Raw genomic sequence first — 17,460 nt, forward strand, 5'->3', positions numbered from 1 at the left:
GTGTGGGCGGCTGTTGGTGTTGTCCTACGTCGCCGGCGAATTACGGGCGATGCCCTGCGGCTTCTTCGGGCTCTTCTGCTTCATGCATTGCTTGTTCAAACTGGCCTTCCAACGCACTGAAATCCGGTGCTGGTCCAGCGTCATCGGCTGTCGTGGCCACCGGTTTCGGTTGCGCATTTGGCGTAATGAGATTGCTATTGAGCTGAGTTGCCAGGAACGTGCCTGCCTTCTCCGCCAAAATGTTGAATGGCGAAAAGCCGCTGATGCTTTCGTCGCGCGCGATACCGGGCAGGAATACCTCGGCGTAGCCGGCCGGATCCGTGCCGAAGATCATCTCGTAGCGCTGGGTGAGTCCTTTTTTCACATCGCTGATCAGCTTGAACGCGGCGTTGTCGTCCTTGTTCGGATCGCCCGCGAATGTCATCCGGTAACCAGGAATGGATTCGAACGTCAAACTGCCGTCCGCCAGCCCTGCGAAGAGATCTTCGTTGGCAACGCCCTTGAAGATATTGTTCTTGAACAGATCTTCGAGAGCCTTTTCGACATCAGGCACATACTCGTCATCGTCTTTTTTGAATTGCACGTACACAGCACGCGTCAGTACATCTTCGCCATCGCTGATACGTAACAGAGCGAGTGCCATGGTGCCGCGTGACAGTTGCGACCCCAGTACCGACTTCAGCGAATCTTTGTCCGTCACCGCGACAGCAACCGATGGCTCGATCGTATCGATCGTCACGCGCGGTTTCTCGCTTGCCGGCAAGGACGCCAATTTCGCCACGGCCCAAGCAGCCGGGAATTCTTTATCGAAGGTCCCGTGCTCGTTCTTCACCTTGGCAATCACCTTCTTAGCGTTCACCGAGAGAGTGATACGCTCGGGTTCGCCAGCCGCCTGATTGACGTTCTTGAACGACACGCGGGGGGCCGTTGCCATGACATCTTCCAGCCACGAGCGGTCCTCGTGCTCTCTGACGAGTTTCCCGTCTTGGGCCGATGCGAGGGTGTTCAGCCAGCGGGCGCTCAGAATGCGATTGTTACCATCCATTTCGTCTTGCACCAGGTAGCAACCCTCCAGGGTCAACTGAGTACCCTCTGCGGCGTCGGCCGTCGCCAGCGCCGACTTGCCGTTACCCTTCACAAAATTGGTGAGCGCCCGCCCGGCACTATCGCCGCGGAAGCGCACGGTAACCAGTTCATCTTTTTTGATCACAGCGTTCTTGCTCACGACCAAGCCGGTCAGTTCCAGGTTGTCGTTCGCTTCACCGACCTTCTTTGCGCTCATCACGCTGAGAACTACGCCGAACGCGTTGTAGGTCTGTTGGCCGCCATTGGCCTTGCTGTTTTCCTGCATTTTTTTCAAGATGGCCATCTCTGCTCCTTGTTGATGATGGATTTATAAACGGGGATTTGCTTACAGCGCCATCCGGCGCGCGGGCTCGGCGTCGAACTGCTTGATGTGCTCCAGGTAATTCTCGATCGACTCGCACGGGTGGAGCACCAGCTGCGCGCGCGTCGCTGTTACATACTGCAAATTGACCTCCTCGATCTCTTCGCGCGATGCGCGTTCGGGATCGAAGAGCTTTCCTTCGTCGTCCAGCAACTCCATGAAGTCGTCGGCCATGCGCACACGCGGCATCTCCAGGCCCTTGGCGCGATGGCCGGTGGTGAGGATGATTCGCTTCTCGTATGCGGCAGGATTGTTCGAGACCACCGGCGGCAGGGCGCTTTTTTCGATGCGCTCCAGCAGACTGGGGATCTCGCCGGCGTACTTGGTCACAACTTTCAGCCGCGACTTCACCTCGCGGTCGTTGATCAGCTCTGCGTACTCGGTCAGCTCGTCGATGCCAGCGAACGAGCGGATGAAAGCGTCCTTGACCTGGCCGCCGATGGACAGGTTGTAGACATCGAGGATCTGGTCGAAGCGGTAGCCCTTGATATCGCCGACGAACGAGAACGGCTCGTTGTTCATCAGGCAGGTCACGGCCCGGTTGAAGAGCGCGACGTTCCCACGGCTGATGTAGGCATAGCCTTCCTTCGCTGCCAGCGGGCGGATCTTGCCGGGCGCGCCCAGACCGCGCAGGCGCATGGTTTCATTCTTAGCCTGAAGGATGTAGTTCGCGAGCTCGGCGACCTCTGGCCCGAAGCGGTATGAGCCTGTGAGTTCGAGACTGTGGTCTGCCTGGATCAATTCCATGGCGTTCGTGGCTCCGCGGAAGCCGTAGATCGCCTGGTTGCGATCGCCCACATAGACCTTCTTGGCATCCTGAATTTCCACGATGCCCTGGGTGACTGGATTGGTATCCTGTGCTTCGTCGAACAGGATGCGGTCAAACGGCAGACGACGGTTCGACAATTGATACAGCTTCAGGTAGCCGTCGTGCAGCATGGGCACGGGGGACTTCAGGTCCTGCATGTGCTTCCAGATCTGCTCTGCGTCGGCCAGAATCGCCTTTTCGTCGAAATGCTTCACTTCGACCGGTGCTTTCCCGATGGATACGTGTTTCATCGCGAAAGCAGGATCCTTGGACACGATAAAATTCTTCACCGTCTCGATCACCCGACCGCCGTACAGGTTGCCGGCGGCCATGGGAATGGACGCCATGGAGCGCTCCAGGTACTTTTGCACGTGGAACGGCTTCAGATCTGGAGCGAGCTTGTTAGGGGTATTGCTGTAGTGGCGACCGAATGCGCCGAAGGCCAGCGAGTGGGCCGTCTTGCAGGTGACGTTCTCGGGAAATTTCGCCGCAGCCTCGATCTGGATCGCCTTGTTGAAGCAGACGTAAATGATCCGTTCTTTCACACGGTGCTGAGAGACGCCGACCAGCGTCGATGTCTTTCCGCAACCGGCACCGGCGGTCACTTTGACAACCTGACCATCGCTTTCGATTACCGCAGCCTGTTCGGCGTTAAACTTGGGCGAGCTCATAAAATTGACTTTCGTTGTATTATCTTTGGCCAAGATTACCAAACAAAAGCAATGTTATGCAACTCACCGTCGCAAAAAAAAGAACACTCCTCGGAGTGTTCTTGTTTTTTTTATATCTAATTGTGACGATCAGCTCGATGCCAGTTCATTAGCCAACCAACCGGGAGGCTCGATGCGCGATCGACGCTGGGTAGACCAATACTGACGCGCGCACACCCGAACCTGGTCACGCGGGTACAGCGTTCCTTTCGGCGATTTGTACCCTTCCAAACGATGTTGCTTTTCCCACTTCCCAAGCGTCGTCGTACTTACACCGGCCTCATCCGCCGCCTCACCTAGCATCAACCAATTCGGACTATGTGCTCGCTCTCGATAGATCCGGGCGGCATCGACCACATCTGCGGGGACATCTTTCGCAACCCTTAGCCTCGCCATCATAGGATCTGTCAAATACACCCGCTCCTTATTCCAGGACGTGGCAATCACTCGAACGGTGCCGTCCTCTATACGGTCCTTTACCCAACGAACTGGCATGCCTACAGCAGCTGCAGCTTCCTCGATCGTAAAGCCTTGCGCGGATTGCTTTCGCTTAATCGCCGCCTGGACGGTTACCAGAGGGATTCCCTCCTCCTTTCGCCAATCAAGTCCAGAAAGTAAGCTGTGCAGCTGAGTGATCGTCACACCAACGCGCTGCGCTGCTTCTGCCTCCGAGAAGCCATTCTCCCTACGGAAGTTAGCGCATTGCTCACGCAAGACATAGCCAGGCATTGAACTATTTGCACCTGGTTTGGACTCGAACTTTCCATCCGCGATCAGGTTTAGCAGCTGTTCTTGTGATAGCCCATATTGCTCCTGCGCGGCCGGTAGAGAGATCCAAGAACGGACATGGTCACCAGTCGGAAGACGACGAGCTTTCCAACGTGTGGCGTCAGTCTTCGTGACGCGAAGTTGTCCCTCTCCATCTTCTGCAGCAATCAAAGTCCCATTGCGGATCGCCAGGGCAACGAGATCCGCTTCACATCCCACATGTGCAGCGACCTCATCGATCAACAAGCCAGGTGACCAATGCATGGTAAGGTGCCGCTTCTCGCCATGCGCCAGAGGCGGGTATTGCAAACTGTACGCCTCAAATGTCTCAGGCACGCCAGCTGCCCCCCAGATCTTGGAGCAAGTTTGGCACTCCTTTGGATGGCGGCGAGTTTGCCAGAGCCGATACGTTACCTTCAGGTTATCGGGGTTCGGCTTTGCGTGCCACGGCATAGACTTACCTGCGTGGCGATCCGCAACCAGGCGCTCCGCCACCTCTTGTTGCACATACCAGGTGCCGAACTGAGTGCTGGCAGATTTCCTGCCACCAAAGGGAAAGCAACGCACTGCAGTCGGGACGTATCCTTGCCTTGCATACTCGCTCAACTTATCCGACCGGATGCCTAGCTGCTCTCGAATCGATGACAGTTGCACGTAGCCCGGCGGCGGCAAGAATGGCTTACGCTTTGACTTCCATAGCTCCCAGTCTTTATACGGAATCAAATGCCGGTGGCCAACGCGACGCGTCGACAACTCGCCCTTCCGGATTGCTTCCCGCACCGGTGCAGTGCCAAATTCCTTCTTCGCCTGGGCGATTGTCACCCCGCCAAGCAAATCGCCCATCTGCAGTCCAGTGCGGCTAATCGCGCCCTGCACGGCATTCTCATTCCGGCAGGCATTAGGGTCGTTCGTTACCTTGATTAGCCGCGATGTGAGCACTGCCGCTAGACTTCTTTTTGGCATCGTGCCAACTAAGCTCGCCAACAGTGCCAATTCATTTTCCTGCCAAAGGTACCCTGTCTTGAACTTTCGCGGAGCCGGCCAATCGTCATCACCTGGTGCGCGGCCGTGCCAGAGCGAAAAAAGTTCTGGGAATCCCATTGCCTTCTCCCGCGGCCTACATCCCAAAGCTCGGACACGCGCGATTTCGTCTTCAGACTTGCCAAGCAATGATGCCAGGTCATACGCGCTCGCCCGGAAGCCGTAGGCCAACACAAACTCCTCCCAAGGATGCAGCGGATTGGACATCACGGGCGCAGCTCCAGCTCGTCATCGAGCGCCTGCTTACCCGACAGGACCTTCTGTGCAGGCAACCCGACAACTGCCGCGAGAAAATTGATTACCGGGTCCGTTAGCCTATCGAGGCGTTCGGTTGGGATCTCGCGCATCGCAGCATCCCATTGGCTGAATGTCCCGGGAAGCAAGGGGCGCGTCGGCTTGCTCCTGGGCGCAACCTTCGCCAGCGCTTTGGCCATCGGCATGACCACTTTCTCAACGCCCTTTCGTGAGAAGCAAAAGAATTCGTGAGGCAACAGAGCGTTGATATCGCCGTAGCGGATCTGGGATGCACGAAACTGCTGGGCCACGGATGACCAAGCAATGGGATCTTCCAATCTGCCGACCAGGGTAAGATTCTTGTTAACAAAGAGAGACCTGTGGATCGAGCCGTTGAATTTGTGTACGGTAATGTACATATCCAGGGCGCGCTTACGGCCGCGCTCAGCAAACTCGTTGATGATGGCCGATGCCTCACCGATTGCACCGGCCTTCTTTTTGCCACTCGAAAATAACTGCCCCTCGTCGACCACGACAAAGATCGGCTTACGGAATGCGTCAGCCGCTTTCAAAAGCTCCAAGCCGTATGGGATGAATTCCTCGGCCGTTGGCGCGGATACCACGACGATCGGTTTATCGCGGGCTTCTAAGCGCGCAAACAAATCGCCTGGCCCAGCAACGGCTGCACCGTAAAGCGACTCAAGTTCGCCTTCAGGGTCGATCAACACAGCGATCCATCCCTGCTCAGACAGCTGCTCGGCCATCGTCAACCCGGCGTTGGTCTTACCCTGGCCACGCGGGCCCATGCCAACGGCAAGCAGCCCAGTAGTCTCGTATTCGGCCAGATCAATCGGCTCGCCACCCAACAGAAGCATTGCCGTGCGCATTTCGGCGCGGGTGACGACTTCGTATCCCTTTTTTGGATAGCTAGACTGTGTCATCGCGTTCCCTTTCTTGCGTTCAGAACGATGTCTTTCAATTGAAGCGCCTGACGAGCGTTCAACGAAAAGACGACTGCGAAATCGTTGATCAACTGCTCATCAATCATCGCCAGGATGCCATCGCGAGAGGCACGCGCGAGAAGCTTGCGCAAGCTCGCCCAATCGGTCGCGTCAGTTTGCGGTTCCGCCAGCTGGCCGATTTGCTCGCGCAACTGCTCCATGGTGTATAGCGCCGCGCTCGATCCTAAGTCTCCGGTCAAGCGGTCGTTGAGCAGGGCCAGCAACTGCACAGCCGGTAGATAGCCGTGCATCTTTTTGATCATGGCTTTTTCCGCGTCCGTAAAGCTGCGCGGCGCGCCCAAGCCAGGCTCAACAGGAGCGCGTACATTTTCCTGAACCGCAAGTAAATGCCGCGCCTCACGACGATTCACACAGAACGAACAGACACCGGCGGCGATATCGTCTCCCTCCTCTGCCTTCAGTACGCAACTGCATGCAAGGCACTTGGGGCGCGTCGATGCCGCGTCCGGCGACTTCGCCGTGATCGGATCACTCCCAAAACGCTGGGGATCGAATACGTTCATCGTTCAACCTCCGTTGACAGGCACTGGATTCCTTGCATGCGATCACCTATAGCGTTTAATTAAACATCAGTATAGCGTTTAATTAAACGCTGTCAAATGTTTCCGCAAAAAAAATGCCGGCAGTGCCGGCGAAATTGGGGAGGGGAATTTTTAATTTTGGTTGTTCAAGCAGCCCGGCGACCTTGGCCGTCGTTGTTGGCCACGAAGAACAGCAAACGGCCGCCACCTTCCAGATCCATGCCGTTGCTGTCATCTTCAGGAGCACTGCGCTGCGCGCTGCCGCCGTGGGTGTCAGCGATCCACTGAGCGGCATCCGCCGGCGTGACGCCGAACTCGCGGGCCATCAGGGACACGTCACCCCAGCTGACCGTTTCTTCGACCTGGTTGTAGATCGCATCGAACTCGTAGGAGGTCAGATCCTTGTCGACCAGGTTCGCCCAGCGTTGAGCGCTGGTCATGATAGTGTGGGTCTCACTGTCATCGCGCCACGACGCGCCCTTGACGATCTCCGGTGAGATGCGCAGCTTCTTGAACACGCCCTTGGTCACGTTGACCACCACGCGCACGCCTTGTCCCGAGATCAGATAGTAGGCGTTCGTTCGCTTGTCCATCCACGAAGCATTCGGCGGCTGGACCGCCGTAATGCTGCAGTTCGCCAGCAGCTTCGACAACGCGGTGAGCGCGCCATATGCCGCCTTGCTGCTGCCGAATGCACCATCATGGATGGACCAGAAGTGCACGCGGCTGCTGTCCAGACGAATGCCATTGTCCACCACCAGCCCCAGCTGGCGCATCAGACTGATCACCGACTGGGCGCGCAGGTTATCTTTCTTGCCGGCCAGCCAGGAGCGCAAATTCTGCGCTGGCACGTTGCACACCCGAGCCATCAGGTCGACATCGAAGTTCAGCAGGCCCGAGAGCAGCATCACCAGCTCGTTGGCCTTCAGGCGTTTGGTCGCGTTCATGGTTGGTCTTTCTGCTTTTTCAGCCAAATTCAAATTCAACACTGCCTTATAGGCAGATCCGGATCACCCCATCAGGGTGACTAAGCTGCTCTGCACCATTTTCTCGTCATGGGTCATCCACAACGACTGGATTTGCGCGTCCCCGGCACGATCCAAGGTCACCACCTGTACCTGGTCGCCGAGATGTCCCAGCAAGCTGCGCACCTCATCGCTCTTCCCTGCTGGCAAACTCGCGAAAATCAGGATGTTCGCCGCCACCTGCGTCACCACATACGAGCCGTAGCCACTACCCAGCTCGAAAATGATGGCGCGATCAAAACCGTTCACCGCCAGCAGACGACACATGCCCGGCACCAGATCAGTGTCGACCTGCCACTTGTGCAGCCCTGGCGTCATCAATCCATTCGGCAGGACGCCGAGGTCAAACAGGACGCCAAGGATCTTGTCCATCGAGACATTGCGCACCTGGCCTCCGGAAGTCACAAACGCGGACAGATTGCTTCGCTGTGTGCCATGCTCCTGCGCGAGGTGCTGCAAGGTGACCTTCTTCGCCTGCCTCAAATACCCCATCCACGAAGCCAACTGGGCATGCGTGTCGGGGTTGATCGCGTTGACTTTCATTTGACTATAATATCCCATTATCGAAGAATTTTTAACACTCAGCGCACATTTTGCGCATATTCCCCACAGCGCAAAGCGGAGCAATCGTGCAGCCAAGGCTTACTATCGAACTCGTCCCCTCAACCTGCTGGTACAGCAACGTCCGGTCAAATGTCCGGCCGCAAACCTGGGATCAGCTGCAGCGTGAATATTTCTCGGCCGCGCGCCACCGTTGCGAGATCTGCGGCGGCCGCGGGCCCCACCACCCAGTAGAGTTGCACGAGATCTGGGCATACGATGACAACCGCTGCATCCAACGCCTATCTCATCTGGCGACCCTCTGCCCCCGGTGCCACGAGGTCAAGCACATCGGATTGGCGATCGCCAACCAGAACGCTCAGTCGGCTATCCAGTGGCTCGCCCACGTCAATCAGTGGTCCGATCACCAGGCCATCGCCTACGTCCTGCAGTGCGTCGAAGAGCATAAAATTCGCTCTCAATTTGACTGGACTCTGGATCTTCAACTTCTCCACTCGAAGCACCGGATCCAGCTGACGAGATCCGGCGTCGAGGCAGGCCTCTAGGCCAGCTCGTTCGCCTTATTATTTCAGCGGGGGTGGAGCTAACGCGCGCATCTTCTCCACGTTGGCACGGCCAGCGCGCTCAAGATCGGCGATCGCGCGATCCGAAATGATCTTCATCCGCGCCACATAGGCGTCATCGCCTTCATTCGGATAGCGATCGAACAGCGCCATGACCTTGGGATCAGCCTTCATCGGGGGGGCCACCGATGCCTCCGGCGGCGTTGCCGGCTGATAGAGGGGCATAGCGGGACGCGGCACTTGCATCTGGTTTGCAGTTGCTGGCACGGCCGGGGACGGTGCCGCCGCCGGCGCTGGCGTAGCAGGAACGGTGTTGAATATCCCTGCAGCTTGCGCGCCACCCATGAACAGGAGGAATGCCGCGGCCGCAAAAATGGTCTTGATCATGCTGCCACCTTCTTCAATGTGAGTTCATGTTCCTTCAGGAGATCATCGATCAGCCCGATGATTACCCCTTCCTCGTTCCCGTCGCCGATTAGGCCACTGTCTTCTGCCTTTTTCTTGCGACGCTCCAGTTCGTCAGTGATCGTGCCCCCCGGGTACAAGCGTGCAAGCAGGCGACGCGCAGCCACCGGGCCGATCTTGCGATACAGAGCGTCGCGCACATAGGTATCTTCGTTCGTGGTCGAAAATGCCCAGAGCTTGATGCCGCCGATTGTGTTGTTGAGCACATGTACTGCGTCACCGCGCTTGGTCGAGAACATCGCAACGAATGTCGAACCTTGGGGCCCAGGCGGCCGGATGAGGTGTCGCACAGCGTACTCGGAGGTGTCGCTCAGGCCGAACATCTTCCGCATGGTCGTCGCATTCTTTTCGTTCTGCTTCGACATGACGATCTTCACGGTGGCGAACTCCAACATCGCGTCATCGAAATCTTCCACCGACTGCGAGATCAAAGTCACTTTCACGCCGCGCTTACCGCCCTCGCGTTCGTCTTCAACGATCTGCTGGCGGACGGCCTTGCTGTTCTTCGTGCGATGCAGCTCATCGAAGTGAAGGTGCTTCTTGTCCTGGCGGATCTCGTTGATGCGCTTCTCGTGATAGCCACGCGTGTTGGCCGGGAACAGGGGCAAGTCGTCTTCGTGCAAATAGAAATTCTTCGCACACACATAACGAGCCAGCATGTAGCACACGTTGGTCTGCTGGTCGGCCGCCGCCGACCCACTCTTGGCCACTTCATCGAGGTCGATCGACACGACACGCACCTCACCCAAGTCGAAGCGGGTCGGCTTACCCAAAATTGGATAGCTGCGGATCGCTTCCGAAATCATACGGGTGAAGGCCGACAGCAGCGGCTCACCGTCTGGCGTGCGCTTCTCGCCGTATAGATCAGTGAAGTGCGGCTCACGACTGATTGCAGCGAGATCCGAAATCAATGGCACCGCAAATCGTTGAGCGAGCGAGGCCTCATGGATCGCGCCGGCGTCGAACAGCATGTCGACGATTTCCCACCAGCTGGTGCTCCGGTCAATAGGCAGGCCAAGGCGCGCGATCGCTGCATCTACCGCGGCTGCGCCATCAGCGTGCGGACTATATGGCTTCGGATTCTTGCCATCGGAATAATATTTGTAGGCTTCATGGATCGCCAGCTTTGCAATCCCGACCATGCCGTCCGCCGGCGCGGCCTCGCCAAGCGGCGTGACCAATAAGGTCACGAAATTCACAAGGAACGCCTCTTCATACGGAAGCAAATACCTGCAGCCCAACTGCGTGTCGCCGGGATTGGTGGCGAACTCGTCGGTCATGCGCATGCGGATGCTTGCGACGAGATGACGCTGATTTTCAGGAAGAGCATGCTGAAGCAGCGAGATGAGACCGGAGCTACCTTTGCCCACATCAACGATACCAATCAGTGGCAGACGGACGATACCTGGCGACAGGCACAGGCCGAGATTGACCTGGTTTCCGTTGACGGTCTTGCCCGAGCGCGGCTCCGCGACCTCGATAGTGATCCAGCTGGACTGCACGGGCGAGTTGGGCTGGTACGGCCAGAGTTTTCCGTCAGGGGTGCGATAGAGCACCGCGCCGCCGTCGCTGAACCACGGTGACGCCGGACGGTAAAGAGGCAGCATAGGCGTTACGTCGCTCAGAATGGCGCACGACTTCGTTGCGACACTCTTCAGGGAAAGAGCCAAGCTACTGGAGATGAAGCCTTGATAAGTGTCCCCGGAGATCTCATGGATCTCAGCGCCACCCCAGCCTTGCACAGCGCGAGCCAACCGGGACGCACGCCCTGCAAGCAGCTTGTCATCGCCCTTCGGAGCCCACGTCGCAAAATCGATGCGGAACTTCACATCGAGCTCGTCCTGCGTCTTCTTGAGTTCATTAATTTCGCTTACTGCATGCTTGATAAGTCCATTGTCGGAATTGGTGAATCCGATGATTGCAGTGATCATCTTCTTGAAGCTTAGAACGCCGAGCCCACCGGACTCCACCAGGAACGTCATCCGCCACGGCATGCGCGTCTCAACCACACGAGTAAAGAGGGACTGGAATGGGCGAATCTCGGCAGGTTGCAGGTGCACGTACATCGGCGCATATATCCTGTCTCCGACCTCAACAGTTTTCAGGCTCTTCACACGACCAGATCTCGGAATCAGCTGACGATCCAGCCGTGGCCACAGCGCGTGAGAAACGTCGCTTTTGTCCCTCGACGGCGCTCTAACGGGGATCTTGTCGCCGGGTAGCCGCGGCTCCCAGTCATCTGCCGTGAAATCGGGATCTACCGACATCCGCATTTCGCGACCGGCTTCGTGGACCTCCAGCAGCTCGGCGGCCAAGCGCGCGTCACGGAGATCGCCAAGCATTGCTGAAACATACGAACTATGGCGGGTGCGCAGCGATGCAATCGCAGCGAAGAGGTTGGGAGCATCCTTCATTCGCGGCAAGGGGTTCGCCGTCACCAATTCGAGCTTGGCCTTTGCGTCGCGCTTCAGCTCAGCCGAAGTGATGGCAACTGGCAAGGTCAACAAGGTAATGAACACCTTTTCGTTGGCGCAGAACTTGGACAGGTGGCGAATATCTTCCTCGAACAGGTCGTCGAGATCCAGGTTGAGGCGCTTCGCGGTCGCCATGCATGGATCCAGCGCCGCACGGATATCACGCTCGGCCGAATCAGGATCGGCGCAGAAATACACATGGACCACATGACCGCCAGAGCTCAAGTAGGCCTTCAGGCTCTTGCCGATTTTGCTATCCGAATCAGCGAACTCCTCTTCGCCAATCATCCGGTACGAACCATGGAGACGGATGACGGATAAGAGGGTTCCATCCCTCATGGCAAACGTGTGTGCGTCGTCGGGTGCCTCGACATCGCAGTAGTCTGCCCCAGCTTGCTTGACGGCGGTGCTCAGAGAGTTCACGAGCATCTCCAGTCCGTCTACCAACCATTCGGCTACGGCCATCACTGTTCCTTATAAAAATTGCTTTGCGCGGAAGTGGCGTTCAATTTTCCGTCCGTGCTCGATAAACATTTCCGACGCCGGCGCACGAAGTTTCGGCGGCAAGTTCGTATTGAAAAATTCCTTGACAGTCGCCAAGTCGGCCATCGCCTGCTTTAAAGCACTCTCCGTTGTAGGCATGATGTTCAACCGGTCCATCGCCATGATCACGTTCATATGACGCGCATCACGCAATGCTATCTCGATAAGGAGAGCGGAGTCTGCATCAATCATGGGCTTGCAGCTCCTCTTGCACGTTGATGTCGCTCACCAAGGAGGGCGGCGCGATCAGACCCACCGCGGACGCGATTTCGTATGCATCACGGTAGTTGTGTTTCGGGATCAAGGTGGTGATCGCCCCGGCTCCATAGCGCCGAATCACGATGCCCGCGCGGTGCAACTGGAGGCCATAAGTGAACATGACGAATCTATCAATTGCGGTCAGCCACGCGGCGCGGGGAGACACGGCCCGCGCATCGTTAGCCTTCGGCTCCAGCTTGTAGCAGTTCTCGCGGGCGAGACCCAGCCAATGGTTCGTCGCAATGACCTCGGCCGTTGGTGTCATGGACTGCATCGCAGTGAAGGCTGGAAGCTTGCATTCGGCAGGCATATCCTCGTATCCACCGAACAGAAAGAGTGCGCTGATTTCCACCCGTGCATATTTGGACAGCAATAGCAATTCTGGCTGTGTTACCCAGGATCGATTGCTGCCAGCCTTGGCACCATTGGCGAATGCGATCACGTTGACATAATCCGGATGGATGTCAGACACCACAACACGCGCCAGCGCCGGGCGCGCATGGTTGACCACCCACTCAATACGCTGCGCTACTGGCGGGAGCTTGCCTTCCTCGATGAAATCCACCTGGTGTGACGGAATGACCGCCGAGAGCATCTCGCGCGCGTAGCCAACTGCTGGTGCCGCAAAATTGACCACTGCAGTTTCCTCACGGTTGTAGTGAGGCGTGACGCAGTAGGTGTAATACTGATGCGCGGCAGACAGGGCGCTATCTACCTCGCCGTTGATGTGCGGATCCTTATCTGGCAACATGCGGCAACGCAGTTCGTCTGCCAGGTTATCGTGCATCGGAACTGAGCGAGCATAGTCGATATCATAGGCATCGCCGGCGAAACGCATTACCCGATCAAAGATCGAGCTCAGCGCCTCGGTGATAGTTTTCTCGGTGTAGCTGCTTCGTAGAAATCCCCAAGCCCGACAGATCTCCTGCTGTCCATCCTGCAGCCAAGAGTTCAAGTACGTTGTGCGCTTGATGTAGGAGGTCTTATGAAGGTTCGACTCGAACATTGCCTGGAATGACAAATTCGACCACCACAAGGTGGCATTGTCGAGGCCCCCTACGGATGAGATTCGGACGGCTTCGCCGCCGGCCACGGCCGCCCATCCTCCCATATTGGGATCGTCCGCATCAAAACGGACACACCCGAATTGCTTGATACCCATATTCAGTCCAGCGCGCCCGCTACGCGAGCCCACGACGCAAGATCAAGGGTGCTGAACGCAGCGCCGTGTATGTTCCAGGACTTGGCTCGCTCAATGAAATAATCCGGTTCCGGCAGGTAGCGCGCGCCGATGAGTAGCTCACCACGTTGTGCGTAGTCTTCGTCGCTCATGTCTGCGAGAAGGCGGCTGACAACAAACGGACTCGACAGATCCGGGCGCACAACTTCCCCGAGCGAATTCTGCTCAATCTGGCGTGCACGATCGAGCAGACGCATGTAGATCGTGTGAGGGTGAATACCTTCCAACTGTGGCATACCGTCGGCATCCGCGACTTGCATGGCCATGCCGTAGAACATCGCTTGCAATAGGTTGTTGAGCTCTGCCTGGGTGAGTTCAGGGAGGAAAATAATCTTCCCGGTAGCATCTGGCCACTTCCTGGACAGGAGATCCAGGTGCAGCGAGCAGTGGCACAGTTCGCATGCCGGCACCAAGTTCTCGTTGCCGGCATTGGTGTGATCGCCATCAAGGTGACTCAGCTCATAGTCCTCAGACGATCCAAACTTGAAATCGCAATAGAAGCAACGCCGCCCGAATCTGCCTTGCGCCATGACTGCCTTACGCGTCTGCTCGGCGGACTTGTCTTTGCGAGACGTGTGTCCAACAAGCGGCGCACGTCGAACGTCACGGTTGACAGACAGCAGGAGTTCGGACGGCATTCCAGGTCCTTAGTTGGTGATAGTGACGCGGGTGCGATTTCCTTGGCCCTCACCCCACATCGTGTCGCCCGTGGTGGTGATCAGGCTGGCGATGTAAAACAGGCAACCGCCAACGACCAGGTAGATGATGCCCGTCGAGATCTTCGCGCCCTGGCCTTCGGTCTTGTTGTACTTGATGAAGGTGAAGCCAGCCAGACCGATGAAGATCAGTCCGCACAGGGCGAAGAAGCCCTGCACCGCCAGGCCGATTGCGTTAAACGAATTGGCGGCATTGGTTGCAACCTTGCCGGCATCGGCGGCGTAAGCGCCATTGCTGAAGACGGTGACAGATGCCATCGCCAAGACCACAAAAGCGATCTTGCGGATCGCGCTCATCTTTGCCATTTTTCTTACCCCTTGAAGTAAATAGTTAAATCACGTTTCCAAAGCCAAGCGTCGACGAAATGACGTTGACCGATCCCACAAAGTTGATCAGACATACACCGGCGACCAACCTAATTGCAGCCTTTTTGAACACTTCATCCGAGCCGCTCTGCCCGGATCCCAACTTGCGCATGCTGATCCATGCTCTCGCGTAAGTGATGTAGCCATATAGGCGCAAACACGAGACCAGAACCTTCCCAAGTAGCTTCGTCTGATCAGGCATATTGGAACTCCCGGTATAGCTCAGGAGGCTGCCGACAGAGGTCCCGCCTCCGTAAATTGTTTCCAGCGCCGTGTCCACGCTAGAAGCAAAGTTAATAAGTGCCACCCCTGTGATCAAATACATCACCGGTGTGGCCCAAGTTATTCCGCCTGGCTGCGAGCCATGTTTGCCGAGCTCAACAAACTTGAAGAGTGAAAGGCCGGCGAGAATAAGCCCGGTGAGGCTGACGAATCCGTTGAGAAAGAGCTCGAACCCCGGGAAGGAATTCAAGAACGTACCCAACATCGTGCTGGCGTCAATCATCCTGCGCTCACCGTGCGACGTTGCCATTGGTGAAGGTCACCTTGCCGCTCTCGGCATCAATGGTGTCAACGACGCCGAGTCCCTTCACCTCCTCTCCCTTCCCGACAGTGATGCTCTCGCCGGCTTTCGTTTGGAACCATGCGCGATCATCGAGCACGGCCTTCAGCTGCACGTCACTGCGAACGCTTTGAGACTTCGGCTCATCGGACGAGGCACGCTTCGCAGACGGATTCTGTTGGCGCGCCGGCGTAGGCTTTGGCTGCGCTGGCGCTGTGGTTTGTTTCTTCGGCTCGGAGTGAGGGGTTGCATTCTGCTGCGCCTGTGCGGGCAACTTATCGAGCCTTGTCCCCAAAGCGGCAATGGCCTGTTCCATACGATCCATACGCGCCTTGACCGCCTCCATATCCGACGGGGTAACCTGCGGTCCCGGCAACGGTGCCTGAGTTTGAGCGGACACTTGCGCTGTGCCCGGCGCTGCAGATGCATTCTGGCCCGCTGCGTTTGCGTCCACCCCGGCGGCGGGGATTTGCGGATTGGTAGTCCCCTGCCCGGGCTGTCCTGCACCGACTGGCTGATACTGCCCGGAAGCATCCGGCCGCGGCGTGGAGCCTGGAGCGGCACTACTGTATTGCGCCTGAGCGGTGCGACCCGCCGGAGTAGCCACCGGAGCGTTTGCTTGCGGCTGCACGTCGACGATCATTTCTGAGTCCACACCACCGCTTCGATTGAAGAACGGACTGAGGATCTTCCAGCCGAAAAATCCGACGAAGAGCAGCACTGCTATGCCACCTGCGCCAAAGATGATCCAGCTTCCCTTTTTTTTCTTTGGCATTTCGTCGTCTTCAGGATCGTGCCGCTCCCCGAAAGAGCTCTGCGAGAGCTGTTCTTCACCCAGCACGTCATCATGATTAATGCCCGATGTCATTTTTTTCCTTCCTTTATTTCAGGGTTACGTCGGCCATAAAGAGAATGCCGATACCGATGTTGTTTGCGACCTCGATCGTTGCCGGTCTGTTGAAGACATTCCCCATGTTGGTGGAAAGCTGCTTCCCGACATTACCGACCCCTGCGAGCAGGAGCTGCTTACTCGAATATGGGTCGGTCTGTACGATCGCGCCCGAGTTGGTGGCGACCAGTTGCTGGCTTTGGCCGCCCTTTATCAGTGCGTCGCCGTATCCACCCAGGAACGCCGACGCAAAGAGGCTGCCGTAGCGCAGCAAGTAGTGGTTGTCCACCTTGCTGGCGATCGCCGTGCGGGCGGTCTCAGGGTCAATAGCCCACGCATCGATCGCGATGCTATTGGTCTGACCTGGAATACTCGCTGTCGTAAAGTGAATACCTGTCTTTTGGGCGTTGTTGCTGCCGACCTCCGCTTTCCCTAATAGCGTGGCCCCAGCCAAAGCACCCGATACAACTTTTGCTGTGACTGGACCTCCCTCGTCTGTATTGACGCCTGTGGTCAGCTGACCGTAATCCGGTGGATCGCCAGCCTTGATGGCGACACGACCCGCAGTTGCGATCTGTGCAGTCGCAGCGCCACCCGCTACCCCGGGCACATTGCCGGGTTGCCCCGGCAATGTGCCGGCTGCAGCCAGCGTTGTCTGAGCGGTGCCCATGGCGGTTGGCTGCGTGACAGGTATGTTGGTGTGCACCTTGGGCTCCCACGCTGAAATCAGCTTGCTGATCTGACTCTGCTGTTTGGCCTGAATAGCAGCGACCTGGTCCTTTCGCTGTTGAGCAGCTTGTTGTCGCGCTTGCGCTTCCGCAGCTTCCTCAGCGGCTTTACGTTGCTGCTCAGCTGCCGCGTCTTGCGCCGATTGTTGCTGGCTCCCAACGGGTTTCTTGTCGTTGCTCTCGCTAGCTACTTGTTCGCGGATAACCGGTACGGCACTCTCACCCGATGCCCTCGCTTTCTGGGCGTTATCTGCGTTCTCCTGCGCGAGCAATTTATCGTAGACGGGTGTTGAACCTTGCCCTGCGTTTTGCCCGGCCGGTGCATTGCGGTTCTGTGCGGCCACATCGGGGACGGCAGCTACGGTACTGGCTGCGTTCCCCGCGGCTTTCGAAGCCCGGTTCGAAAATGTCAGATAGCCAATGATCACGGCGACCACGATCACCGCCAGCCCGCCAAAATAGCGGATCCGAACGCTTCCGTCGGACAGCTGATCTTTGATATTTGCCCACTTGCTCATT

The 17,460-nt window shown here is 57.3% G+C and carries 17 protein-coding genes; 1 reads left to right on the forward strand and 16 read right to left on the reverse strand.

What is annotated here, in order from left to right:
• Nucleotides 1-40 precede the first annotated feature (40 nt).
• The 7 genes from AC07N6_RS21170 to AC07N6_RS21200 form a co-directional block, all read right to left on the reverse strand.
• On the reverse strand, nucleotides 41-1,369 hold the full coding sequence (locus AC07N6_RS21170; RefSeq protein WP_494783629.1) for a hypothetical protein: 1,329 nt from the start codon (nucleotides 1,367-1,369) through the stop codon (nucleotides 41-43).
• 42 nt (nucleotides 1,370-1,411) lie between these two features.
• Complete coding sequence (locus AC07N6_RS21175) at nucleotides 1,412-2,926, reverse strand: UvrD-helicase domain-containing protein (RefSeq protein WP_494783628.1); 1,515 nt, start codon at nucleotides 2,924-2,926, stop codon at nucleotides 1,412-1,414.
• A gap of 129 nt (nucleotides 2,927-3,055) precedes the next feature.
• On the reverse strand, nucleotides 3,056-4,981 hold the full coding sequence (locus AC07N6_RS21180) for a hypothetical protein (protein ID WP_494783627.1): 1,926 nt from the start codon (nucleotides 4,979-4,981) through the stop codon (nucleotides 3,056-3,058).
• Nucleotides 4,981-5,949 carry a hypothetical protein gene (locus tag AC07N6_RS21185; protein WP_494783626.1) on the reverse strand — a complete coding sequence of 323 codons (969 nt, stop codon included), beginning with the start codon at nucleotides 5,947-5,949 and terminating at the stop codon, nucleotides 4,981-4,983. The genes AC07N6_RS21180 and AC07N6_RS21185 overlap by 1 nt, the downstream gene beginning before the upstream one ends.
• Nucleotides 5,946-6,533 (reverse strand): hypothetical protein, encoded by a 588-nt coding sequence (locus AC07N6_RS21190; protein WP_494783625.1) that lies wholly within the window; start codon nucleotides 6,531-6,533, stop codon nucleotides 5,946-5,948. The genes AC07N6_RS21185 and AC07N6_RS21190 overlap by 4 nt, the downstream gene beginning before the upstream one ends.
• 164 nt (nucleotides 6,534-6,697) lie before the next feature.
• Complete coding sequence (locus tag AC07N6_RS21195; RefSeq protein ID WP_494783624.1) at nucleotides 6,698-7,498, reverse strand: hypothetical protein; 801 nt, start codon at nucleotides 7,496-7,498, stop codon at nucleotides 6,698-6,700.
• Nucleotides 7,499-7,561: 63 nt separating this feature from the next.
• Nucleotides 7,562-8,119, reverse strand: a complete 558-nt coding sequence (locus AC07N6_RS21200) for a hypothetical protein (RefSeq protein WP_494783623.1) — start codon at nucleotides 8,117-8,119, stop codon at nucleotides 7,562-7,564.
• 353 nt (nucleotides 8,120-8,472) lie between these two features.
• Between AC07N6_RS21200 and AC07N6_RS21205 the strand changes: the two genes are divergently transcribed.
• Nucleotides 8,473-8,682, forward strand: coding sequence for a hypothetical protein (locus AC07N6_RS21205; protein WP_494783622.1), 210 nt, complete (start codon nucleotides 8,473-8,475; stop codon nucleotides 8,680-8,682).
• 18 nt (nucleotides 8,683-8,700) lie between these two features.
• On the opposite strand, the gene AC07N6_RS21210 is transcribed toward AC07N6_RS21205, so the two are convergent.
• Genes AC07N6_RS21210 through AC07N6_RS21250 form a run of 9 tightly spaced genes read right to left on the reverse strand, consistent with a single transcriptional unit; the run spans nucleotide 8,701 to nucleotide 17,459 of the window.
• Complete coding sequence (locus AC07N6_RS21210) at nucleotides 8,701-9,087, reverse strand: hypothetical protein (RefSeq protein WP_494783621.1); 387 nt, start codon at nucleotides 9,085-9,087, stop codon at nucleotides 8,701-8,703.
• Nucleotides 9,084-12,104, reverse strand: a complete 3,021-nt coding sequence (locus tag AC07N6_RS21215) for a putative type IV secretion/conjugal transfer ATPase (RefSeq protein ID WP_494783620.1) — start codon at nucleotides 12,102-12,104, stop codon at nucleotides 9,084-9,086. The genes AC07N6_RS21210 and AC07N6_RS21215 overlap by 4 nt, the downstream gene beginning before the upstream one ends.
• 9 nt (nucleotides 12,105-12,113) lie before the next feature.
• Entirely contained in the window at nucleotides 12,114-12,374 is a 261-nt protein-coding gene (locus tag AC07N6_RS21220; protein ID WP_494783619.1) for a hypothetical protein, read from the reverse strand.
• A complete protein-coding gene (locus AC07N6_RS21225) occupies nucleotides 12,367-13,602 on the reverse strand; it encodes a hypothetical protein (protein WP_494783618.1) in 1,236 nt (411 codons plus the stop codon). The genes AC07N6_RS21220 and AC07N6_RS21225 overlap by 8 nt, the downstream gene beginning before the upstream one ends.
• 2 nt (nucleotides 13,603-13,604) lie before the next feature.
• Nucleotides 13,605-14,318, reverse strand: coding sequence for a hypothetical protein (locus tag AC07N6_RS21230; RefSeq protein ID WP_494783617.1), 714 nt, complete (start codon nucleotides 14,316-14,318; stop codon nucleotides 13,605-13,607).
• A 9-nt stretch (nucleotides 14,319-14,327) separates the two neighbouring features.
• Nucleotides 14,328-14,693 (reverse strand): hypothetical protein, encoded by a 366-nt coding sequence (locus tag AC07N6_RS21235; protein WP_494783616.1) that lies wholly within the window; start codon nucleotides 14,691-14,693, stop codon nucleotides 14,328-14,330.
• A gap of 34 nt (nucleotides 14,694-14,727) precedes the next feature.
• Nucleotides 14,728-15,267 (reverse strand): hypothetical protein, encoded by a 540-nt coding sequence (locus AC07N6_RS21240; protein ID WP_494783615.1) that lies wholly within the window; start codon nucleotides 15,265-15,267, stop codon nucleotides 14,728-14,730.
• 7 nt (nucleotides 15,268-15,274) lie between these two features.
• Nucleotides 15,275-16,192 (reverse strand): hypothetical protein, encoded by a 918-nt coding sequence (locus AC07N6_RS21245; protein WP_494783614.1) that lies wholly within the window; start codon nucleotides 16,190-16,192, stop codon nucleotides 15,275-15,277.
• 13 nt (nucleotides 16,193-16,205) lie between these two features.
• Nucleotides 16,206-17,459: a TrbI/VirB10 family protein gene (locus tag AC07N6_RS21250; protein WP_494783613.1), complete on the reverse strand. Its 1,254-nt coding sequence runs from the start codon at nucleotides 17,457-17,459 to the stop codon at nucleotides 16,206-16,208.
• Between the last annotated feature and the right edge of the window lies 1 nt (nucleotide 17,460).

The organism is Herbaspirillum sp. GW821-FHT09A12, from assembly GCF_059418325.1.

Excerpts from the sequence above, each read along its gene's own strand:
- AC07N6_RS21210 (WP_494783621.1), bottom strand. The coding sequence starts at position 9,087 with ATGATCAAGACCATTTTTGCGGCCGCGGCATTCCTCCTGTTCATGGGT.
- AC07N6_RS21225 (WP_494783618.1), bottom strand. The coding sequence starts at position 13,602 with ATGGGTATCAAGCAATTCGGGTGTGTCCGTTTTGATGCGGACGATCCC.
- AC07N6_RS21250 (WP_494783613.1), bottom strand. The coding sequence starts at position 17,459 with ATGAGCAAGTGGGCAAATATCAAAGATCAGCTGTCCGACGGAAGCGTT.
- AC07N6_RS21230 (WP_494783617.1), bottom strand. The coding sequence starts at position 14,318 with ATGCCGTCCGAACTCCTGCTGTCTGTCAACCGTGACGTTCGACGTGCG.
- AC07N6_RS21220 (WP_494783619.1), bottom strand. The coding sequence starts at position 12,374 with ATGATTGATGCAGACTCCGCTCTCCTTATCGAGATAGCATTGCGTGAT.
- AC07N6_RS21200 (WP_494783623.1), bottom strand. The coding sequence starts at position 8,119 with ATGAAAGTCAACGCGATCAACCCCGACACGCATGCCCAGTTGGCTTCG.
- AC07N6_RS21175 (WP_494783628.1), bottom strand. The coding sequence starts at position 2,926 with ATGAGCTCGCCCAAGTTTAACGCCGAACAGGCTGCGGTAATCGAAAGC.
- AC07N6_RS21240 (WP_494783615.1), bottom strand. The coding sequence starts at position 15,267 with ATGATTGACGCCAGCACGATGTTGGGTACGTTCTTGAATTCCTTCCCG.
- AC07N6_RS21190 (WP_494783625.1), bottom strand. The coding sequence starts at position 6,533 with ATGAACGTATTCGATCCCCAGCGTTTTGGGAGTGATCCGATCACGGCG.
- AC07N6_RS21170 (WP_494783629.1), bottom strand. The coding sequence starts at position 1,369 with ATGGCCATCTTGAAAAAAATGCAGGAAAACAGCAAGGCCAATGGCGGC.
- AC07N6_RS21185 (WP_494783626.1), bottom strand. The coding sequence starts at position 5,949 with ATGACACAGTCTAGCTATCCAAAAAAGGGATACGAAGTCGTCACCCGC.
- AC07N6_RS21235 (WP_494783616.1), bottom strand. The coding sequence starts at position 14,693 with ATGAGCGCGATCCGCAAGATCGCTTTTGTGGTCTTGGCGATGGCATCT.
- AC07N6_RS21195 (WP_494783624.1), bottom strand. The coding sequence starts at position 7,498 with ATGAACGCGACCAAACGCCTGAAGGCCAACGAGCTGGTGATGCTGCTC.
- AC07N6_RS21245 (WP_494783614.1), bottom strand. The coding sequence starts at position 16,192 with ATGACATCGGGCATTAATCATGATGACGTGCTGGGTGAAGAACAGCTC.
- AC07N6_RS21215 (WP_494783620.1), bottom strand. The coding sequence starts at position 12,104 with ATGGCCGTAGCCGAATGGTTGGTAGACGGACTGGAGATGCTCGTGAAC.
- AC07N6_RS21180 (WP_494783627.1), bottom strand. The coding sequence starts at position 4,981 with ATGTCCAATCCGCTGCATCCTTGGGAGGAGTTTGTGTTGGCCTACGGC.